The sequence below is a fragment of the Nocardioides hungaricus genome (genome assembly GCF_054782915.1).
Genome location: NZ_BAAGRO010000066.1, coordinates 69,024 through 84,749, shown reverse-complemented (window position 1 = coordinate 84,749; position 15,726 = coordinate 69,024). Strand labels below are relative to the sequence as shown.

The 15,726-nt window shown below is 72.2% G+C and carries 15 protein-coding genes; 13 read left to right on the top strand and 2 right to left on the bottom strand.

What is annotated here, in order from left to right; genetic code table 11:
* Positions 1 to 42: 42 nt before the first annotated feature.
* The 7 genes from ACYVKX_RS22600 (at position 43) to ACYVKX_RS22570 (ending at position 7,340) form a co-directional block, all read left to right on the top strand.
* Complete coding sequence (locus ACYVKX_RS22600) at positions 43 to 459, top strand: VOC family protein (protein ID WP_460835954.1); 417 nt, start codon at positions 43 to 45, stop codon at positions 457 to 459.
* A complete protein-coding gene (locus ACYVKX_RS22595; RefSeq protein WP_460835953.1) occupies positions 456 to 1,109 on the top strand; it encodes a VOC family protein in 654 nt (217 codons plus the stop codon). The genes ACYVKX_RS22600 and ACYVKX_RS22595 overlap by 4 nt, the downstream gene beginning before the upstream one ends.
* Before the next feature lie 216 nt (positions 1,110 to 1,325).
* On the top strand, positions 1,326 to 3,074 hold the full coding sequence (locus ACYVKX_RS22590; protein WP_460835952.1) for an acetolactate synthase large subunit: 1,749 nt from the start codon (positions 1,326 to 1,328) through the stop codon (positions 3,072 to 3,074).
* 2 nt (positions 3,075 to 3,076) lie between these two features.
* Positions 3,077 to 3,634, top strand: coding sequence for an acetolactate synthase small subunit (gene ilvN, locus ACYVKX_RS22585; RefSeq protein ID WP_460835951.1), 558 nt, complete (start codon positions 3,077 to 3,079; stop codon positions 3,632 to 3,634).
* Positions 3,635 to 3,667: 33 nt separating this feature from the next.
* Positions 3,668 to 4,696, top strand: a complete 1,029-nt coding sequence (gene ilvC / locus ACYVKX_RS22580; RefSeq protein WP_460835950.1) for a ketol-acid reductoisomerase — start codon at positions 3,668 to 3,670, stop codon at positions 4,694 to 4,696.
* Between the two features lie 411 nt (positions 4,697 to 5,107).
* Complete coding sequence (locus tag ACYVKX_RS22575) at positions 5,108 to 6,838, top strand: sensor histidine kinase (protein ID WP_460835949.1); 1,731 nt, start codon at positions 5,108 to 5,110, stop codon at positions 6,836 to 6,838.
* Between the two features lie 64 nt (positions 6,839 to 6,902).
* A complete protein-coding gene (locus ACYVKX_RS22570) occupies positions 6,903 to 7,340 on the top strand; it encodes a hypothetical protein (RefSeq protein WP_460835948.1) in 438 nt (145 codons plus the stop codon).
* A gap of 14 nt (positions 7,341 to 7,354) precedes the next feature.
* On the opposite strand, the gene ACYVKX_RS22565 is transcribed toward ACYVKX_RS22570, so the two are convergent.
* Positions 7,355 to 7,705, bottom strand: a complete 351-nt coding sequence (locus tag ACYVKX_RS22565) for a DUF6907 domain-containing protein (protein ID WP_460835947.1) — start codon at positions 7,703 to 7,705, stop codon at positions 7,355 to 7,357.
* Positions 7,706 to 7,831: 126 nt separating this feature from the next.
* Between ACYVKX_RS22565 and ACYVKX_RS22560 the strand changes: the two genes are divergently transcribed.
* The 4 genes from ACYVKX_RS22560 (at position 7,832) to efeB (ending at position 11,527) form a co-directional block, all read left to right on the top strand.
* Complete coding sequence (locus tag ACYVKX_RS22560) at positions 7,832 to 8,155, top strand: helix-turn-helix domain-containing protein (RefSeq protein ID WP_460835945.1); 324 nt, start codon at positions 7,832 to 7,834, stop codon at positions 8,153 to 8,155.
* 49 nt (positions 8,156 to 8,204) lie between these two features.
* Complete coding sequence (locus ACYVKX_RS22555) at positions 8,205 to 8,936, top strand: DsbA family oxidoreductase (RefSeq protein WP_460835944.1); 732 nt, start codon at positions 8,205 to 8,207, stop codon at positions 8,934 to 8,936.
* Between the two features lie 165 nt (positions 8,937 to 9,101).
* Complete coding sequence (efeO, locus tag ACYVKX_RS22550) at positions 9,102 to 10,265, top strand: iron uptake system protein EfeO (RefSeq protein WP_460835943.1); 1,164 nt, start codon at positions 9,102 to 9,104, stop codon at positions 10,263 to 10,265.
* Entirely contained in the window at positions 10,262 to 11,527 is a 1,266-nt protein-coding gene (gene efeB / locus ACYVKX_RS22545) for an iron uptake transporter deferrochelatase/peroxidase subunit (protein ID WP_460836064.1), read from the top strand. The genes efeO and efeB overlap by 4 nt, the downstream gene beginning before the upstream one ends.
* 88 nt (positions 11,528 to 11,615) lie before the next feature.
* Here efeB and ACYVKX_RS22540 read toward each other — a convergent pair whose 3' ends face one another.
* A complete protein-coding gene (locus ACYVKX_RS22540) occupies positions 11,616 to 12,581 on the bottom strand; it encodes a TFIIB-type zinc ribbon-containing protein (RefSeq protein ID WP_460835942.1) in 966 nt (321 codons plus the stop codon).
* A gap of 103 nt (positions 12,582 to 12,684) precedes the next feature.
* On the opposite strand from ACYVKX_RS22540, the gene ACYVKX_RS22535 reads away from it, so the two are divergent.
* Both ACYVKX_RS22535 and serA read left to right on the top strand, forming a co-directional pair.
* On the top strand, positions 12,685 to 14,034 hold the full coding sequence (locus tag ACYVKX_RS22535; protein ID WP_460835941.1) for a DUF2252 domain-containing protein: 1,350 nt from the start codon (positions 12,685 to 12,687) through the stop codon (positions 14,032 to 14,034).
* 93 nt (positions 14,035 to 14,127) lie between these two features.
* Entirely contained in the window at positions 14,128 to 15,708 is a 1,581-nt protein-coding gene (gene serA, locus ACYVKX_RS22530) for a phosphoglycerate dehydrogenase (protein WP_460836062.1), read from the top strand.
* The last annotated feature ends 18 nt before the right edge of the window (positions 15,709 to 15,726 follow it).

Genomic DNA, 15,726 nt, shown 5'->3' with positions numbered 1-15,726 from the left:
ACCTCAGACACACCAGCCGGCGCGGTGTGCGAAGGTGAGGGGATGGATCAGCGGATCAGCTTCGTGACCCTGGCGGTGCGCGACCTCGAGGCCAGCCGGGCGTTCTACGTCGACGGGCTCGGATGGGAGGCCGCCCTCCACGTCGACGGCGACGTGCTGATGATCCAGGTGGGGGAGCACGTCGTGCTGTCGCTGTGGGTCGAGGAGCACTTCGAGGCCGAGGTCGGGGAGGTACGCCGAGGACCGGGCGTCGCGCCGATCACGCTGGCCCACAACGTCCCCACGCGCGGCGAGGTCGACGCCGTCCTCGAGACCGCCCGTGCGGCCGGCGCCGAGCCGGTCACCGAGGCGATCGAGCGGGAGTGGGGCGGCTACACCGGCTACTTCGGCGACCCCGACGGCTACCGCTGGGAGGTCGCCTACAACCCAGGACCGATCGGACAGGTGGTGCTCCCATGACAGATCCCAAGCAGGTGCTCCGCTTCGAGCAGGTCGGGGGCGAGGGGCTCGCCGACTGGCGCTTCTTCCTGATGAGGCTGCACGCCCGGTTCGCCACCGGCAGCTTCGCCACGGGACTCGAGCTGGTCACCCGGATCGCCGAGGCCGCCGAGGAGGCGAACCACCATCCCGACGTGGTACTGACCTATCCGCAGGTCGACGTCGACCTGCACAGCCACGACGTGCAGGGCGTGACCAGCCGCGACATCGCGCTGGCCCGGCGGATCTCCGAGATCGCCGCCGAGCTCGGCATCGAGGCCGCGCCTCGGGATGTCTCGACGCTCGAGCTGGCGCTCGACGTACCCGACGCCGACGAGGTCAAGCCCTTCTGGACGGCCGTGCTCGGCTACCGGGACGCCGGCGACGACGAGATCGCGGACCCCGGCGGCCGCAACAGCACGCTGTGGTTCCAGAAGGCCCCCGAGGCGACCGGCGAGGTGCCGCAGCGCTTCCACCTCGACATCGTGGTCCCGCGCGAGGTCGCCGAGGAGCGGGTCGCGGCGGCCGTCGCCGCGGGCGGCACGCTGGTCACCGACGAGTACGCGCCGTCGTTCTGGGTGCTCGCCGACCCCCACGGCAACAAGGTCTGTGTCTGCACGGCCGCCGATTGAGACCGCCGTCCCGGATGCTGGGACGCGTGCCAGACTCGGGTGCGGGCGGGAGGCCGTGCGGCTACGGTGACGTCATGCGCAAGGACATTCTCGTACGCACCCGACGTGTGAGCTGACCGGACACCGACTCAGCGCGCACGTCACCCCTCGCCGCCCACCGGGCCGAGGGGTTTTTTGTTGGGCAGGGCAGGGCGACAGGACAAGGAAGCAGAACCGATGAGCGAGCAGGTGACCGGCGCACAGAGCCTGATCAGGTCGCTGGAGGCGGCCGGGACGACCGACATCTTCGGCATCCCGGGTGGCGCCATCCTCCCGGCGTACGACCCCCTGATGGACTCCTCGATCCGGCACATCCTGGTCCGGCACGAGCAGGGCGCGGGCCACGCCGCGCAGGGGTACGCCGCCGCGACCGGCCGCGTGGGCGTCTGCATGGCCACCAGCGGGCCGGGCGCGACCAACCTGGTCACGCCGCTCGCCGACGCGCACATGGACTCGGTCCCGATCGTCGCGGTCACCGGCCAGGTCGGCGCCGCGGCGATCGGCACCGACGCCTTCCAGGAGGCCGACATCCGGGGCATCACGATGCCGATCACCAAGCACAACTTCCTGGTCACCGACCCTGCGGAGATCCCGCGGACGGTCGCCGAGGCGTTCTACATCGCCTCCACCGGCCGCCCCGGCCCGGTGCTGGTCGACGTCGCGAAGTCCGCGCTCCAGGCGACCACGACGTTCGCCTGGCCGGCCGAGCTCAACCTGCCCGGCTACCGCCCGGTGACCCGGCCGCACGCCAAGCAGATCCGCGAGGCCGCGCGGCTCATCCTCGAGTCGCGCCGTCCGGTGCTCTACGTCGGCGGCGGCTGCATCCGCGCCGGCGCGGACCGCGAGCTCAAGGTGCTCGCCGAGCTCACCGACATGCCGGTCGTGACCACGCTGATGGCGCGCGGCGCGTTCCCCGACAGCCACCCCCAGCACCTCGGCATGCCCGGCATGCACGGCACCGTCGCCGCGGTCGCGGGCCTCCAGCGCAGCGACCTGATCATCAGCCTCGGCGCCCGCTTCGACGACCGGGTCACCGGCGACCTCGACTCGTTCGCCCCCAACGCCCGCGTCATCCACGCCGACATCGACCCGGCCGAGATCGGCAAGAACCGCGTCGTCGACGTCCCGATCGTCGGCGACTGCCGCGAGGTCATCAGCGACCTGATCGTGGCGCTCAAGGCGGAGGCGGACGCCGGCCACACCGGCGACTACGAGGGCTGGGTCGACTTCCTGGCGGGCGTGAAGAGGAAGTACCCGCTCGGCTACGACGTCCCGGCCGGCGAGCTCGCCCCGCAGTACGTCCTCGAGCGCCTCGGCGCGATCGTCGGCCCCGAGGCCGTCTACGCGGCCGGCGTCGGCCAGCACCAGATGTGGGCCGCGCAGTTCATCGGCTACGAGCACCCGAACACGTGGATCAACTCCGGCGGCCTCGGCACCATGGGGTACGCCGTGCCGGCGGCCATGGGCGCCAAGGTCGGTCGTCCCGACAGCACCGTGTGGGCGATCGACGGCGACGGCTGCTTCCAGATGACCAACCAGGAGCTGGCCACCTGCGCGATCAACGACATCCCGATCAAGGTCGCGGTCGTCAACAACGAGTCGCTCGGCATGGTGCGGCAGTGGCAGTCGCTGTTCTACAACGAGCGCTACTCCAACACCGACCTGCACTCCAAGAGGATCCCCGACTTCGTGAAGCTCGCCGACGCCTACGGCTGCGTGGGCCTGGCGTGCGAGAGTCCGGACGATGTCGACGCCACCATCGACAAGGCGATGGAGATCGACGACGTCCCGGTCGTCGTGGACTTCCGCGTGCACCGCGACGCGATGGTGTGGCCGATGGTCGCCGCCGGCACCAGCAACGACGACATCAAGTACGCCCGCGACCTGGCGCCGCGGTTCGACGACGACGCAGAGACGGAGCTGTGACCGTGACGACCTCCCTCCCCGGCACCCGGCACACCCTGTCGGTCCTGGTCGAGAACAAGCCCGGCGTGCTGGCCCGGATCGCGGGCCTGTTCAGCCGCCGGGGCTTCAACATCGACTCGCTCGCGGTCGGCCCGACCGAGCATCCCGAGGTCTCCCGGATGACGATCGTGGTCAACGTCGAGGAGTCGCCGCTCGAGCAGGTCACCAAGCAGCTCAACAAGCTGGTCGAGGTGATCAAGATTGTCGAGCTCGACGGCTCGGCCTCGGTCAACCGCGAGCTGCTGCTGGTCAAGGTCAGGGCCGACGCGGACTCCCGCGGCCAGGTCCTCGACGCGGTGCAGCTCTTCCGCGCCAAGGTCGTCGACGTCGCGCCGGACGCGGTCACGATCCAGGCGGTCGGCAACGCCGACAAGCTCGCCGACCTGCTCCGGGTGCTCGAGCCGTTCGGCATCCGCGAGCTCGTGCAGTCCGGGATGGTCGCGATCGGCCGCGGCTCCCGCTCCATCTCCGAGCGCAACCTGCGCCCGGTCACGATTCCCGCACCTCCCGCTGCCGGATAACCACGCAACACAAGGAAAGAAGGAGAAGCCCCCGTGGCTGAGATGTTCTACGACGACGACGCCGACCTGTCCCTGATCCAGGGCAAGAACGTGGCGGTCATCGGTTACGGCAGCCAGGGCCACGCCCACGCGCTGTCGCTGCGCGACTCGGGCGTCGACGTCCGCGTCGGCCTGCAGCCAGGCTCGAAGAGCCGCGCGAAGGCCGAGGCCGAGGGCCTGCGCGTCGTCACCCCCGCCGAGGCGGCGGAGGAGGCCGACGTCATCGTCATCCTCGCCCCCGACCAGCATCAGCGGAAGCTGTACGCCGAGGAGATCGAGCCGCAGCTCGCCCCGGGCGACACCCTCGTCTTCGGCCACGGCTTCAACATCCGCTTCGGCTTCATCACCCCGCCCGAGGGCGTCGACGTGTTCATGGTCGCGCCGAAGGGCCCGGGCCACCTGGTCCGCCGCGAGTACGTCGACGGCCGCGGCGTCCCGGTCCTCGTCGCCGTCGAGAAGGACGAGTCGGGCAACGCCTGGCCGCTCGCGCTGTCCTACGCCAAGGCCATCGGCGGCCTGCGCGCCGGCGGCATCAAGACCACCTTCACCGAGGAGACCGAGACCGACCTGTTCGGCGAGCAGGCCGTGCTCTGCGGCGGCGCCTCGCAGCTGGTCATGTACGGCTTCGAGGTCCTCACCGAGGCCGGCTACCAGCCCGAGGTCGCCTACTTCGAGTGCCTGCACGAGCTGAAGCTGATCGTCGACCTGATGTACGAGGGCGGCATCGCCAAGCAGCGCTGGTCGGTCTCCGACACCGCGGAGTACGGCGACTACGTCTCCGGCCCGCGCGTCATCACCCCCGACGTGAAGCGCAACATGGAGGCCGTCCTCGCCGACGTCAAGAACGGCTCGTTCGCGAAGCGCTTCATCGACGACATGGACGCCGGCTCGCCGGAGTTCGACGAGCTGCGCAAGAAGGGCGAGCAGCACCCGATCGAGCAGACCGGTCGCGAGCTGCGCAAGCTGATGGCGTGGGTCAAGAGCCACGACTCGGACTACACCGAGGGCACCGCCACCCGCTGACCCCCGCCGAGTCGGCGCAGTCTCAGCTGAGGCTGCGCCGACTCGGCTCATCCCAGCCGAGCGCGTGCTGGCCCCCTCGGGCTCCAGCACTCGGTGGTCTTCCCCGAGGAGGTCATCCCGCCCCCGAACGCCGTCGGCCACGAGCCCGACCCAGAGGACCCGGACGCGCTGCGGGTCAGCGACCCGTGGGCTCTACCGCCTTCTGTACGGCGCCGTCGGTGGTGGAGGAAGGCGCTCTGGCGCCTGTCACGACGCCACCCTCGAGATCATCGTCGCCTGAGGCAGCCGACCAGCGCGACCGTGACCGCCAGCAGGGGCGCTACGGCTCGACGCACCCCACCATCCTCGCAGGCGTGCGTCGTCCGGAGCCGCCTCCCCGGCGAGAGCCGCACGGGCCAGTAGGTTCGCGACGTGGCGGAGCAGAACTGGTCCGATTCCTCGGCGCGCGCTGTCCTCCAGCTGATGGTGGAGTCGGTCGCCGAGATGGTCGGCTTCCAGGTCGCTGCGCTCTCGGTCGTCGTCGACGAGCAGCTGGTCACGGTCGCCTACACCGGGCCCGAGGAGTTCCGCGCCTACCTCGAGGAGCCCGACCCGGCCTCGGTCCTGGACTCGGTGCTGGCGCACGCGACCGAGTGGGGGCCGCGGCTGCGTTTCATCGCCGCCGGCGTGACCGACGAGCTCGAGGGCCACTGGGTCGTGATCGAGCAGGACAGTCCCGCGACGCCCGACGCCTGGCACCCCGAGGACGGACTGCTCGCCCTGCTGACCGACGACGACGGCGTACCCGTCGGCGTCTTGTCGGTCGACAAGCCGCTCTCCGGCCGGCGTCCCGACGAGCGCCAACGCAGCCTGCTGGAGCGGTACGCCGCCCAGGCCGAGCGCGCCGTCCTGACCGCCTTCGAGCGGGAGTCGCTGCTGCAGCAGGTCGCGCACGCGGAGGCCGCGCGACGGCTGATCCGCTCGGCCTCGATGCCCGTGCACGCGTCGCTGGAGGCGGTGCTGGAGCACACCCATAGCCCGCTGGTCGAGGGGTTCCGTGCCAGTGGCTCGTGGATCCAGGTGCTCGACGGCTCGGAGCCGGGGATCGGCTACGCGCGCTCGCGCGACGGGGAGACGGTGCACCTCTCCGACGAGGTGATCGCCTCCGCGACCGCCATCGCGCCCGAGCTCTGGGCTGAGCAGCGCGCGATCGTGGTCAGCGCGGGGGAGTCGACCGAGGTGTCCGCCCAGGTGCACGCGCAACTGGCCGACCTCGAGCTGTCCTCGGCGCTCGGCGTGCCGCTCGGCGTCGGCCCCGAGTGCCTCGGCTTCCTCACGCTGACCCGCCGCGCCCAGGACCCGCCGTGGACCCAGGTCGAGGTCGACTCCGCCCTCCAGATCGGGCACGACCTCGGGGCCGCCCTGGTGACGGCGCGGGCGCTGGAGCGCGAGCGGAACCTGGTCACCGAGCTCCAGCAGCTCGACGACTACCGCAGCCAGCTGATCGCGACGCTCTCGCACGAGCTGCGTACGCCGCTCACCGTGATCTCCGGCAACCTGGAGCTCCTGGGCGGACTCGAGCTCGACGCGACCGCCGATCGCCTGCGCCAGGCGATGACCCGCGGCACCCAGCGGATGGAGCGCGTCGTCGAGGACCTGCTCCTCCTCGCGCGGGTCAGCAACCCCCAGCACCCGCTGGTCCGCGACCGCGTCGACCTCGCCGCGGTCGCCCGCGACGTGGTCGACCTGGTCGGCTCGACCGCGGCCGCGAAGTCCGTCTCGCTCACCCTCGCCGCGCCCGGGCCTCTCCTGGTGGCCGGCGACCCGCTCGAGCTCGACCGGCTCGTCGGCAACCTGGTCAGCAACGCGGTCAAGTACACCTCGTCCGGCGGCGCCGTCACTGTCACCCTCGCCGCCGACGGCGACGACCTGATCGTGCTCGACGTCGCCGACGACGGCATCGGCATCTCCGAGGAGGACCAGGTCGGCCTGTTCGGCGCGTTCTTCCGCACCGCCAACCCCGACGCCCTCCGCGAGCCGGGCACCGGCCTCGGCCTGGCGATCGTCGCCACCATCGTCGAGCGCCACCACGGCACCGTCTCGGTCGACTCGCGACTGGGCCTCGGCACGAGGTTCACCGTGGTGCTCCCGCGGCGCCCCTGACGCCGGCGAACGGACCCGGGTCGACCATCTAGATTGACCATCTATATGTGGTATCTTCTGCCCGGTGGACACCTCGGGGGACGGTGGCACCGACCCGGCCGCCGCCGTGGCCGAGGGCCTGCGGCGTACGGCGGCGGCCATGGGCCATCCCGCCGCGGCGGCCCGCGGCCGGCGGATCTACCGGCGCACGCGTGATGCCGTCGACCCGGTCGTGCGGCACGAGGGCGCCGTCATGGCGGCGTTCCCGAGCGTGCTGCTGGAGGCCGGCCGCACGCGGTCGTGCCTGGTTCTCGGCCTGCCGGCCACGATCCTGGTCACCAGTGCGGGATGCCGGCCGGGCCGGGCGAGCACGGTGCTCCGGCTCGAGCGGTCGCGCATCGTCCGGGTCGAGGTCGTCCCGGCGCCGCCGGGAGTGCCGGCCCCGTCGGTGCTGAGGGTCGACGACGGGAGCCGCGTCGCGACGTTCGCGCTGCCCCGGGGCGTCGTCCTCTTCGGTCCGTGAGGCCAACGCCAAGCTCAGGGCTCACCCGGCAGCGCCGCGCGCAGCAGTCCCGCGCTCTCGCGCGTCAGGACCAGGGCACGCTCGCCGCGCTCGCTGTCGGCGAGGACCACCCAGGTCGGCGAACTGGCGGGCAGGTCGCGGACCAGCCGCACCACGAGGTCGCCGGCGTCGGGGACGTAGCGCAGCCGCCAGGGATCGATCCGGCCGAAGACGACGGGGAGCACGGTGCCGTCGCCCTGGTGCACCCGGTCCTCGGGGTGGTCGTCCTCGCCGTGGGTGCGTGTGCACCAGGCCGGGCAGGGCGCGGGAAGCCAACTCGCCCCGCCGGACTGCGCCGGCTCGTCCTGCCCGTGATCGTCGACCATGTCTGCCCTCGCGCCGAGATGTGCATCCGTCGTGGCCAGCGACCGTAGCCGCTCCGACCGACAGCCGCCGCCCGTCCCGGACCTCTGTCCACAGGTCCGTCGGCCGCCTGCGATTCCCATACTGGTATGACCATCTTCGCTCTGTCGACCCTGGAGGCTGGTCCCGTGCCATCACGTCGCCAGCCGGAGACCACCTGGGAGTCGTTCGCCCGAGACCTCGGGCACAGCCTGCGCCGCGCTCGGGAGGCCACCGGGATGAGCCAGGAGCGCGTCGCGCACGCCGCCGGCATCGCGTCGTACACCTATCAGAAGTTCGAGAAGGGCGAGTCGCGTCCCGGCATGCCCCTGAACCCGAGGCTCACCACTCTGGTCGCGCTCAGCCAGGTCCTCGGGGTGTCGCTGGAGGAGCTGCTGCCCGCCGACATGCCCGACCTCACGACCGGCCGCTGATCCGGAGCCGGCCGGGGAATGCCCGCCGTGCCCGGCCCGTTGCCCCCGTATGCGCATCGAGATCTGGAGCGACGTCGTCTGCCCGTGGTGCTTCGTGGGCAAGCGCCGCCTGGAGTCCGCCCTGGCCGCGTTCCCGCACCGCGACGAGGTCGAGGTCGTCTACCGCTCCTTCGAGCTCGACCCCACGGCCCCGCGCCACGGCACCGAGCTGTCGACCGGCGTGATCGCGCGCAAGTACGGCCGCTCCGAGGACGAGATGCGCCAGATGCAGCAGCAGCTCACCGACCTCGCGGCCGAGGAGGGCCTGGCCTTCCGCCTCTTCGACACCGTGCACACCAACACCGTCGACGCACACCGGCTGCTCCACCTCGCGCTCGAGGCCGGCGGCCCGGCGCTCCAGCGCGACCTGAAGGAGGCGCTGCTCTCGGCGTACTTCGAGCAGGCCCGCGACGTCGGCGACCACGACGTCCTCGCCGACGTGGCGGTCGCCGCCGGCCTCGACGGGGCTCGCGTCCGCGAGGTCCTCGCCGGCCAGGAGTACGCCGCCGCGGTGGCCGCCGACGTCGACCAGGCGCGTGCCTTCGGCGCCACCGGCGTCCCGTTCTTCGTGATCGACCGCACGTACGGCATCTCCGGCGCCCAGCCCGCCGAGACCTTCGGCCGGGTGCTCGACCAGGCCTGGGCCGATTCGCACCCGGTGCTCCAGACCGTCGGCGGCGATGCCGGATCGGGCGCGCGACCGGATGTGGGGGCGTGCGGCCCCGACGGCTGCCCGATCTGACCGGCGGCGGCCCTCGGGGACGCGCGGCGTTGCGTCTCAACATAGGTTAGGCAAACCTAACTGGTCGGTGTACGATCACCGCTCGTGCCGGCGAACCACTTCCGCCCGCGCTCGCGACCTCCAGATCGCCGCCGATCCCGTCTCCCCGTCACCCGAAGGATCCCCATGCGCAAGACCGCCGTCGCCGCCCTCGTGGCGCTCCCGCTCCTCGCCGCCTGCGCCGAGAACACCGAGAACACCCCGAGCGGTGACGCCGGTGACGCCCGCACCGTGACGGTCACCTCGACCGACGACGGCTGCGAGCTGTCCGCGGTGGAGGCGCCGTCGGGCACGCTGACCTTCGAGGTCACCAACGACGGCACCCAAGTGACCGAGTTCTATCTGCTCGGCGAGGACGGGCAGCGGATCGTCGGCGAGGTGGAGAACATCGGCCCCCAGCTCTCTCGCCAGCTCGTCATCGACGCCGGCGCGGGCAGCTACGTCACCGCTTGCAAGCCCGGCATGGAGGGCGATGGCATCCGCGCCGACTTCACCGTGACCGAGTCCGGCCAGGAGCCCTCGATGTCCGCCGACGACCAGGCCCTGATCGACCAGGCGCTGACGAACTACCAGGAGTACGTGCAGGACCAGGCCGATCAGCTGGTCGCCAAGGCCCGGGAGTTCGTCCGGCTCTACCAGGACCGCCAGGACGCCGCCGCCCGCGCGCTCTACCCGCTGGCGCGCACGCCGTGGGAGCGGATCGAGCCCGTCGCCGAGTCCTTCGGCGACCTCGACCCGAAGATGGACATGCGCGAGGCGGACCTCGAGGAGGGCCAGGAGTGGACCGGCTGGCACGTGATCGAGAAGGACCTCTGGCCGCAGGACGCGACGGACTACACGCCGTTGACCGACCGGGAGCGCGCGAAGTACGGCGACGACCTGCTGGCGAACACCCGGATCCTCAACCGGCGGGTGCAGAAGCTCACCTACACCGTCGACCAGATCGCCAACGGCTCGCGCGGCCTGCTCGAGGAGGTCGCCACCGGCAAGGTCACCGGCGAGGAGGAGACCTGGTCCCACACCGATCTGTGGACCTTCCAGGCCAACATCGACGGCGCCCGAGTCGCCTACGAGGGCGTCCTGCCGATCGTCGAGCGGAAGGACCCCGAGCTCGCGAAGACTCTCACCGCCCGGTTCGCCGAGATCCAGAAGCTGCTCGACGCGCAGCGCTCCGGCAACGGATACGTCCTCTACGACCAGCTCTCCCAGGAGCAGGTCCGCGAGTTCGCGAACTCCGTCAATGCGCTGTCCGAGCCGCTGTCCCGACTCACCGCGGCGGTGCTGTCCTGAGCGAGGCGGGCCTCTCCCGGCGTGGGCTGGTCGGCGGCACGGTCGCCGCGGCCGGCCTGGCGGCCGGTGCGTTCGCCGCCGGGCGGGCGACTGCGGACGAGGCGGCACCGGCGACGGGCGCCCGCGACGCGTTCGCGTTCCGCGGGGATCACCAGGCCGGCATCACGACCCCGGCCCAGGACCGGCTCCACTTCGCGGCGTTCGACGTCACCACCGGCTCGCGGGCGCAGTTGATCGCGCTGCTGCAGGCGTGGACCGAGGCCGCCGACCGGATGACCCGCGGCCTGCCGGCCGGCGAGATCGGACCGGTCGAGGGCGCGTCCAACCTGCCGCCCGACGACACCGGGGAGGCGATCGGCCTGGGCGCGAGCGGCCTGACGATCACCTTCGGCTTCGGGCCGGGGCTCTTCCGCGACGCCGACGGCCGCGACCGCTTCGGCCTCGCCGACCGGCGGCCCGCGGCGCTGCGCACCCTGCCGCACTTCCCGGCCGACGTACTCGATCCCGAGAAGTCCTACGGCGACCTCTGCATCCAGGCCTGCGCCGACGACCCCCAGGTCGCGGTCCACGCCATCCGCAACCTCGCGCGGATCGGGTTCGGCACGGTCGCCGTGCGTTGGTCGCAGCTCGGCTTCGGGCGCACGTCGACGACGTCGACCTCGCAGTCGACGCCGCGCAACCTGTTCGGCTTCAAGGACGGCACGGCCAACGTCAAGGCCGAGGAGACCGCGGCCGTGGACGAGCACGTCTGGGTCGCCGCCGGCGACGACCCGCGGGCCGACTGGCTGGCGGGCGGCTCCTACCTCGTGACCCGGCGGATCAACATGACCATCGAGGTCTGGGACCGCCAGCCGCTCGGCGACCAGGAGGCCCTCGTCGGTCGCACCAAGGACAGCGGCGCGCCGCTGTCGGGCGGCACCGAGTTCTCCGAGCCGGACTTCACGATGCCCGGCGGCCGGGGCCCGGTGATCCCGCGCACCGCGCACGTCCGCGTCGTCCACCCGGACTTCAACGACGGCGCCCGGATGCTGCGCCGCGGCTACAACTTCGTCGACGGCAGCGACGCGATCGGCGGGCTGAACGCGGGGCTGTTCTTCATCGCGTTCGTGCGCGACCCGGACACCCACTTCATCCCGATCCAGAGCCAGATGGCGAAGTCCGACGCGATGATGGAGTACCTCAAGGTCACCGGGTCCGCGCTGTTCGCCGTGCCGCCCGGCATCGGCGCGGGGGAGTACGTCGGGCAGGCGATCTTCAGCTGAGCCGCCCCTCCCCACACTTGCTCAGTACGTCACGCTTGCTCAGTACGTGTTGGGGAAGGGGACGGCCGACCCCTTCCCCAACACGTACTCAGTGGTGGCCGCCGTGGTGGCCACCGTGGTGACGGTTGCCGAAGATGCCGCCGAGGAAGCCGCCGCCGTACCCCTGCTGGGGGTAGCCCTGCTGCGGATACCCCTGCTGCGGGTAGCCCTGTTGGGGGTAGCCCTGCTGCGGCGGGTAGCCCTGCTGGGGCTGCTCCGCGGTGCGGTAGTGGGCGTCCTCGGCCGCCATCAGTGCCTCCAGCTCGCCGGCGTCGAGGAAGATCCCGCGGCAGTCGGAGCACTGGTCGATGACGACTCCGCTCCGCTCGTAGCGGCGCATGCCGCCCTGGCACTTCGGGCAGGTCAGTCGGTCGGACTCGGTCTCGGTCATCAGGGGGCTCTCTCTCTCGTCGATTTCGTCGGTGGTGCGGGATGGTGCGAGGGACGGGGCTGAGGTCTGGTCGATGGTCTGGTCGATCTCGTCGAGCGCGGCCGTGAGCGCGTCCGTGCTGAGCCGGGTCGAGGACGCCAGCTCGTGGATCAGGGCGGCGCTGCCGCTGGACAGGCTGCGCGACATCGCCGCCCGCAGCCGGGCGGCGGTGCGGGCCAGGTCCTCGGCCCGGCCGCCCAGTCCGGACCGCAGGCCGTGGTCGACGACCCCGGGGTCGGGCTCGCGGTAGAGCAGCGCCAGCTCGCGATCGAGGTCGGCGGCGCTGCGCTCGAGCATGCTCACGAGCACCGCGAGGTCGGCGAGGGGTGCGTCCGCGTCCCGCGCGACCTGCAGGCTCCGCTGCGTGCGAGCGACCTCGTCGCCGAGCGTCCGGCGCCAGTCCGCGACCGCCCGGTGCGCGGGCGACCGGGCGGCCTCCTGCGCGATCTGCATCCGCACCTGCCGCGTCACCTGCTGGGTCACCTGCGAGCGGGTCAGCCGGCGCCAGCCGGACACGCTGGCGGCGATCGCGACGCCGCCCAGCACCAGCACGAGCAGCGCGACGGCGATGACGATGGCGGTCACGCGATCAGTATGTCGGAGTGCCGGTAACCACCGGCAGCCCCGATGGGCCATCATGCTCCCGAGGCGACGTGCGACGACAGGACGATGGTGGGGTGAGGGAGCGGTGACCGGTTCCTGGTGCAGTGACGGCGAGGCGCGGGAGCGGGGTCGCGCCCTCCGGGCGGCGGTGGGGCTCGACGCGCACGCGGAGCTCGTCCTCGCGCCCGGTCGGCCCGGGGTCGAGGAGTTCCTGCGGGCGCGCAGCGCCGGTCGGCTCGCCGACCTGCTGCCGCTCGGGCACGGCCGGATGAGCGCCAATGCGTTCGCGTTCTACCGCGGCTCCGCGGGGCTGATGGCCCACGACCTGGCGCAGGGCTCGGTGACCGGCCTGACCGGCCAGATCTGCGGCGACGCTCACGCCGCGAACTTCGGGCTGTACGGCACCCACGACGGGCGCATCCTGATGGACATCAACGACTTCGACGAGACGGCCGTAGGCCCGTGGGAGTGGGACCTCAAGCGGCTGGCGACCAGCGTCGTCCTCGCCGGGCGCACCGGGGCGGAGGTCGGCGACAAGGCCGGCCGCCGGGCGGCGCACGACGCGGCCAAGGCCTACCGCAAGGCGTTCGGCCGGCTGGCCGCGCAGCCCTTCGCGGACTCCTGGTCCGCGCTGGGCGACGAATCCGCCATCGAGCAGGCCGACGCCGACGCGCTGTTCGACGACTTCCGCCGCGCCGCGTCGGCGGCCGCGCGCAACACCAGCGAGCGGGCCGCGGTCAAGCTCGCGCACCGCCACGGCGAGGACGGGTGGCACTTCGTCGCCGACCCGCCGATCCTGAGCGAGCTGCCCGAGGACACCCGCCGAGCGGTGCTGGACGCGCTGCCGGCCTACCAGGACACCCTGCGGTGGCCCTGGCGCCAGCTCGTCGACCGCTACCGGGCCCGGGACGCGGCGATGCGCGTGGTCGGCACCGGCAGCGTCGGCATGCGGTGCTACCTCGTGCTCCTGCAGGGCAACGACGACGAGGCGCTCGTCCTGCAGGTCAAGCAGGTCGGCCCCTCGGCGCTCGCGCCCTACCTGCCGCAGGTCGAGGAGGCCCACCACGGGGCGCGGGTCGTGCTCGGGGCGCTGCTCATGCAGGCCGAGACCGACCAGCTCTTCGGCTGGACGAGCGTTGACGGATCGCCGTACGTCGTGCGCCAGTTCCGCAACCGCAAGGGCTCGATCGACCCGATCCTGCTCAACAGGGGCCACCTCGACGACTACGCCCGGCTGGCCGGGTCGCTGCTGGCCCGCGCGCACAGCCGCACCATCGACCCTCGGGTGCTCGCCGCCTACTTCGAGGACGGCTCGGCCTTCGACGACGCCGTCGCCGAGTTCGCCCTCGCGTACGCCGGACACGTCGAGCGCGACCACGCCGAGATGGTGGAGCTGATCGCGTCGGGCCGGGTCGAGACCGCGGCCGACGACTGAGCTCGACCGCCCGAGGGTCGGGTACAGTCGGGCGGAGCACAGCGCCGTGCAGACCCCATCCAGCACCACCTCGTCGAGGACACCGCTGTGAGCATGCCCGTCGTACTCATCGCCGAAGAGCTCAGCCCGGCCACGGTCGAGGCGCTCGGACCCGAGTTCGAGATCCGCCACTGCGACGGCGCCGACCGCGACGAGCTGCTCCGCGCGATCGTCGACGTCGACGCGGTGCTGGTGCGCTCGGCGACCCGGATCGACGCCGAGGCGCTGGCCGCGGCGACCCGGCTCAAGGTCGTTGCCCGCGCGGGCGTCGGCCTGGACAACGTCGACGTCCGGGCCGCCACCCAGGCCGGCGTCATGGTCGTGAACGCCCCGACCTCCAACATCGTCTCCGCCGCCGAGCTCGCCGTCGCGCTGATGCTCGCCGCCGCCCGCCACGTCGCGCCGGCGCACGCCGCGCTGAAGAGCGGCGAGTGGAAGCGCTCGCGCTACACCGGCATCGAGCTCTACGAGAAGACCGTCGGGATCGTCGGCCTCGGCCGCATCGGCGTGCTCGTCGCCCAGCGGCTGAGCGCCTTCGGCATGCAGGTCGTCGCCTACGACCCCTACGTCCAGGCCGGCCGCGCCGCGCAGATGGGCGTGCGCCTGGTCGACCTCGACACGCTGCTGGCCGAGGCCGACTTCATGTCCGTGCACCTGCCCAAGACCCCCGAGACCGTCGGGCTGATCGGCGTCGAGCAGCTGGCCCGGGTGAAGCCGTCGCTGGTGCTCGTCAACGCCGCCCGCGGCGGCATCGTCGACGAGTCGGCGCTCTACGCCGCGCTCAAGGAGGGCCGGGTCGCGGCCGCCGGGCTCGACGTGTTCGCGCAGGAGCCGTGCACCGACAGCCCGCTGTTCGAGCTCGAGAACGTCGTCGCCACCCCGCATCTCGGCGCCTCGACCGACGAGGCCCAGGAGAAGGCCGGCCTCGCCGTCGCGCGCTCGGTGCGGCTCGCGCTGTCCGGAGAGCTGGTGCCCGACGCGGTCAACGTCCAGGGCGGCGTGATCGCCGAGGACGTGCGCCCCGGCCTCCCGCTCACCGAGAAGCTCGGCCGGGTCTTCACCGGCCTGGCCGGCGAGGTCGCCCAGCAGGTCGACGTCGAGGTCCGGGGCGAGATCACCGAGTACGACGTGAAGGTGCTCGAGCTCGCGGCGCTCAAGGGCATCTTCGCCGACGTCGTCGAGGAGCAGGTCTCCTACGTGAACGCCCCGCTGCTCGCGGCCGAGCGCGGCTGCGCCGTACGCCTCGTGACGGATCCGGAGAGCCCCGACCACCGCAACCTGATCACCGTCCGCGGCACCCTCGCCGACGGGTCGCAGGTGTCGGTGAGCGGCACGCTGATCGGGATCGGCCAGCGGGAGCGGCTGGTCGAGGTCAACGGCTTCGACGTCGACATCGAGCCGGCCGAGCACCTCGCGTTCTTCACCTACGGCGACCGCCCGGGCATGGTCGGCACCGTCGGCGGCATCCTCGGCGATGCCGGCATCAACATCGCCGGCATGCAGGTCTCCCGCCAGGCCCGGGGCGGCCTGGCGCTGGTCGCGCTCGCGGTCGACAGCGCGATCCCACACGACGCGCTCGCCGACATCCAGCAGGCGATCGACGCGACCTCGGTGCGCGCGGTGGATCTGGTCTGAGTACCTGGCCTGAGTACC

What these genes read in the sequence shown, in the direction of transcription:
- ACYVKX_RS22600 (WP_460835954.1), top strand. Translation starts at nt 43, where the DNA reads ATGGATCAGCGGATCAGCTTCGTGACCCTGGCGGTGCGCGACCTCGAG.
- ACYVKX_RS22595 (WP_460835953.1), top strand. Translation starts at nt 456, where the DNA reads ATGACAGATCCCAAGCAGGTGCTCCGCTTCGAGCAGGTCGGGGGCGAG.
- ACYVKX_RS22590 (WP_460835952.1), top strand. Translation starts at nt 1,326, where the DNA reads ATGAGCGAGCAGGTGACCGGCGCACAGAGCCTGATCAGGTCGCTGGAG.
- ACYVKX_RS22565 (WP_460835947.1), bottom strand. Translation starts at nt 7,705, where the DNA reads ATGGTCGACGATCACGGGCAGGACGAGCCGGCGCAGTCCGGCGGGGCG.
- ACYVKX_RS22560 (WP_460835945.1), top strand. Translation starts at nt 7,832, where the DNA reads ATGACCATCTTCGCTCTGTCGACCCTGGAGGCTGGTCCCGTGCCATCA.
- ACYVKX_RS22555 (WP_460835944.1), top strand. Translation starts at nt 8,205, where the DNA reads ATGCGCATCGAGATCTGGAGCGACGTCGTCTGCCCGTGGTGCTTCGTG.
- efeO (WP_460835943.1), top strand. Translation starts at nt 9,102, where the DNA reads ATGCGCAAGACCGCCGTCGCCGCCCTCGTGGCGCTCCCGCTCCTCGCC.
- serA (WP_460836062.1), top strand. Translation starts at nt 14,128, where the DNA reads ATGCCCGTCGTACTCATCGCCGAAGAGCTCAGCCCGGCCACGGTCGAG.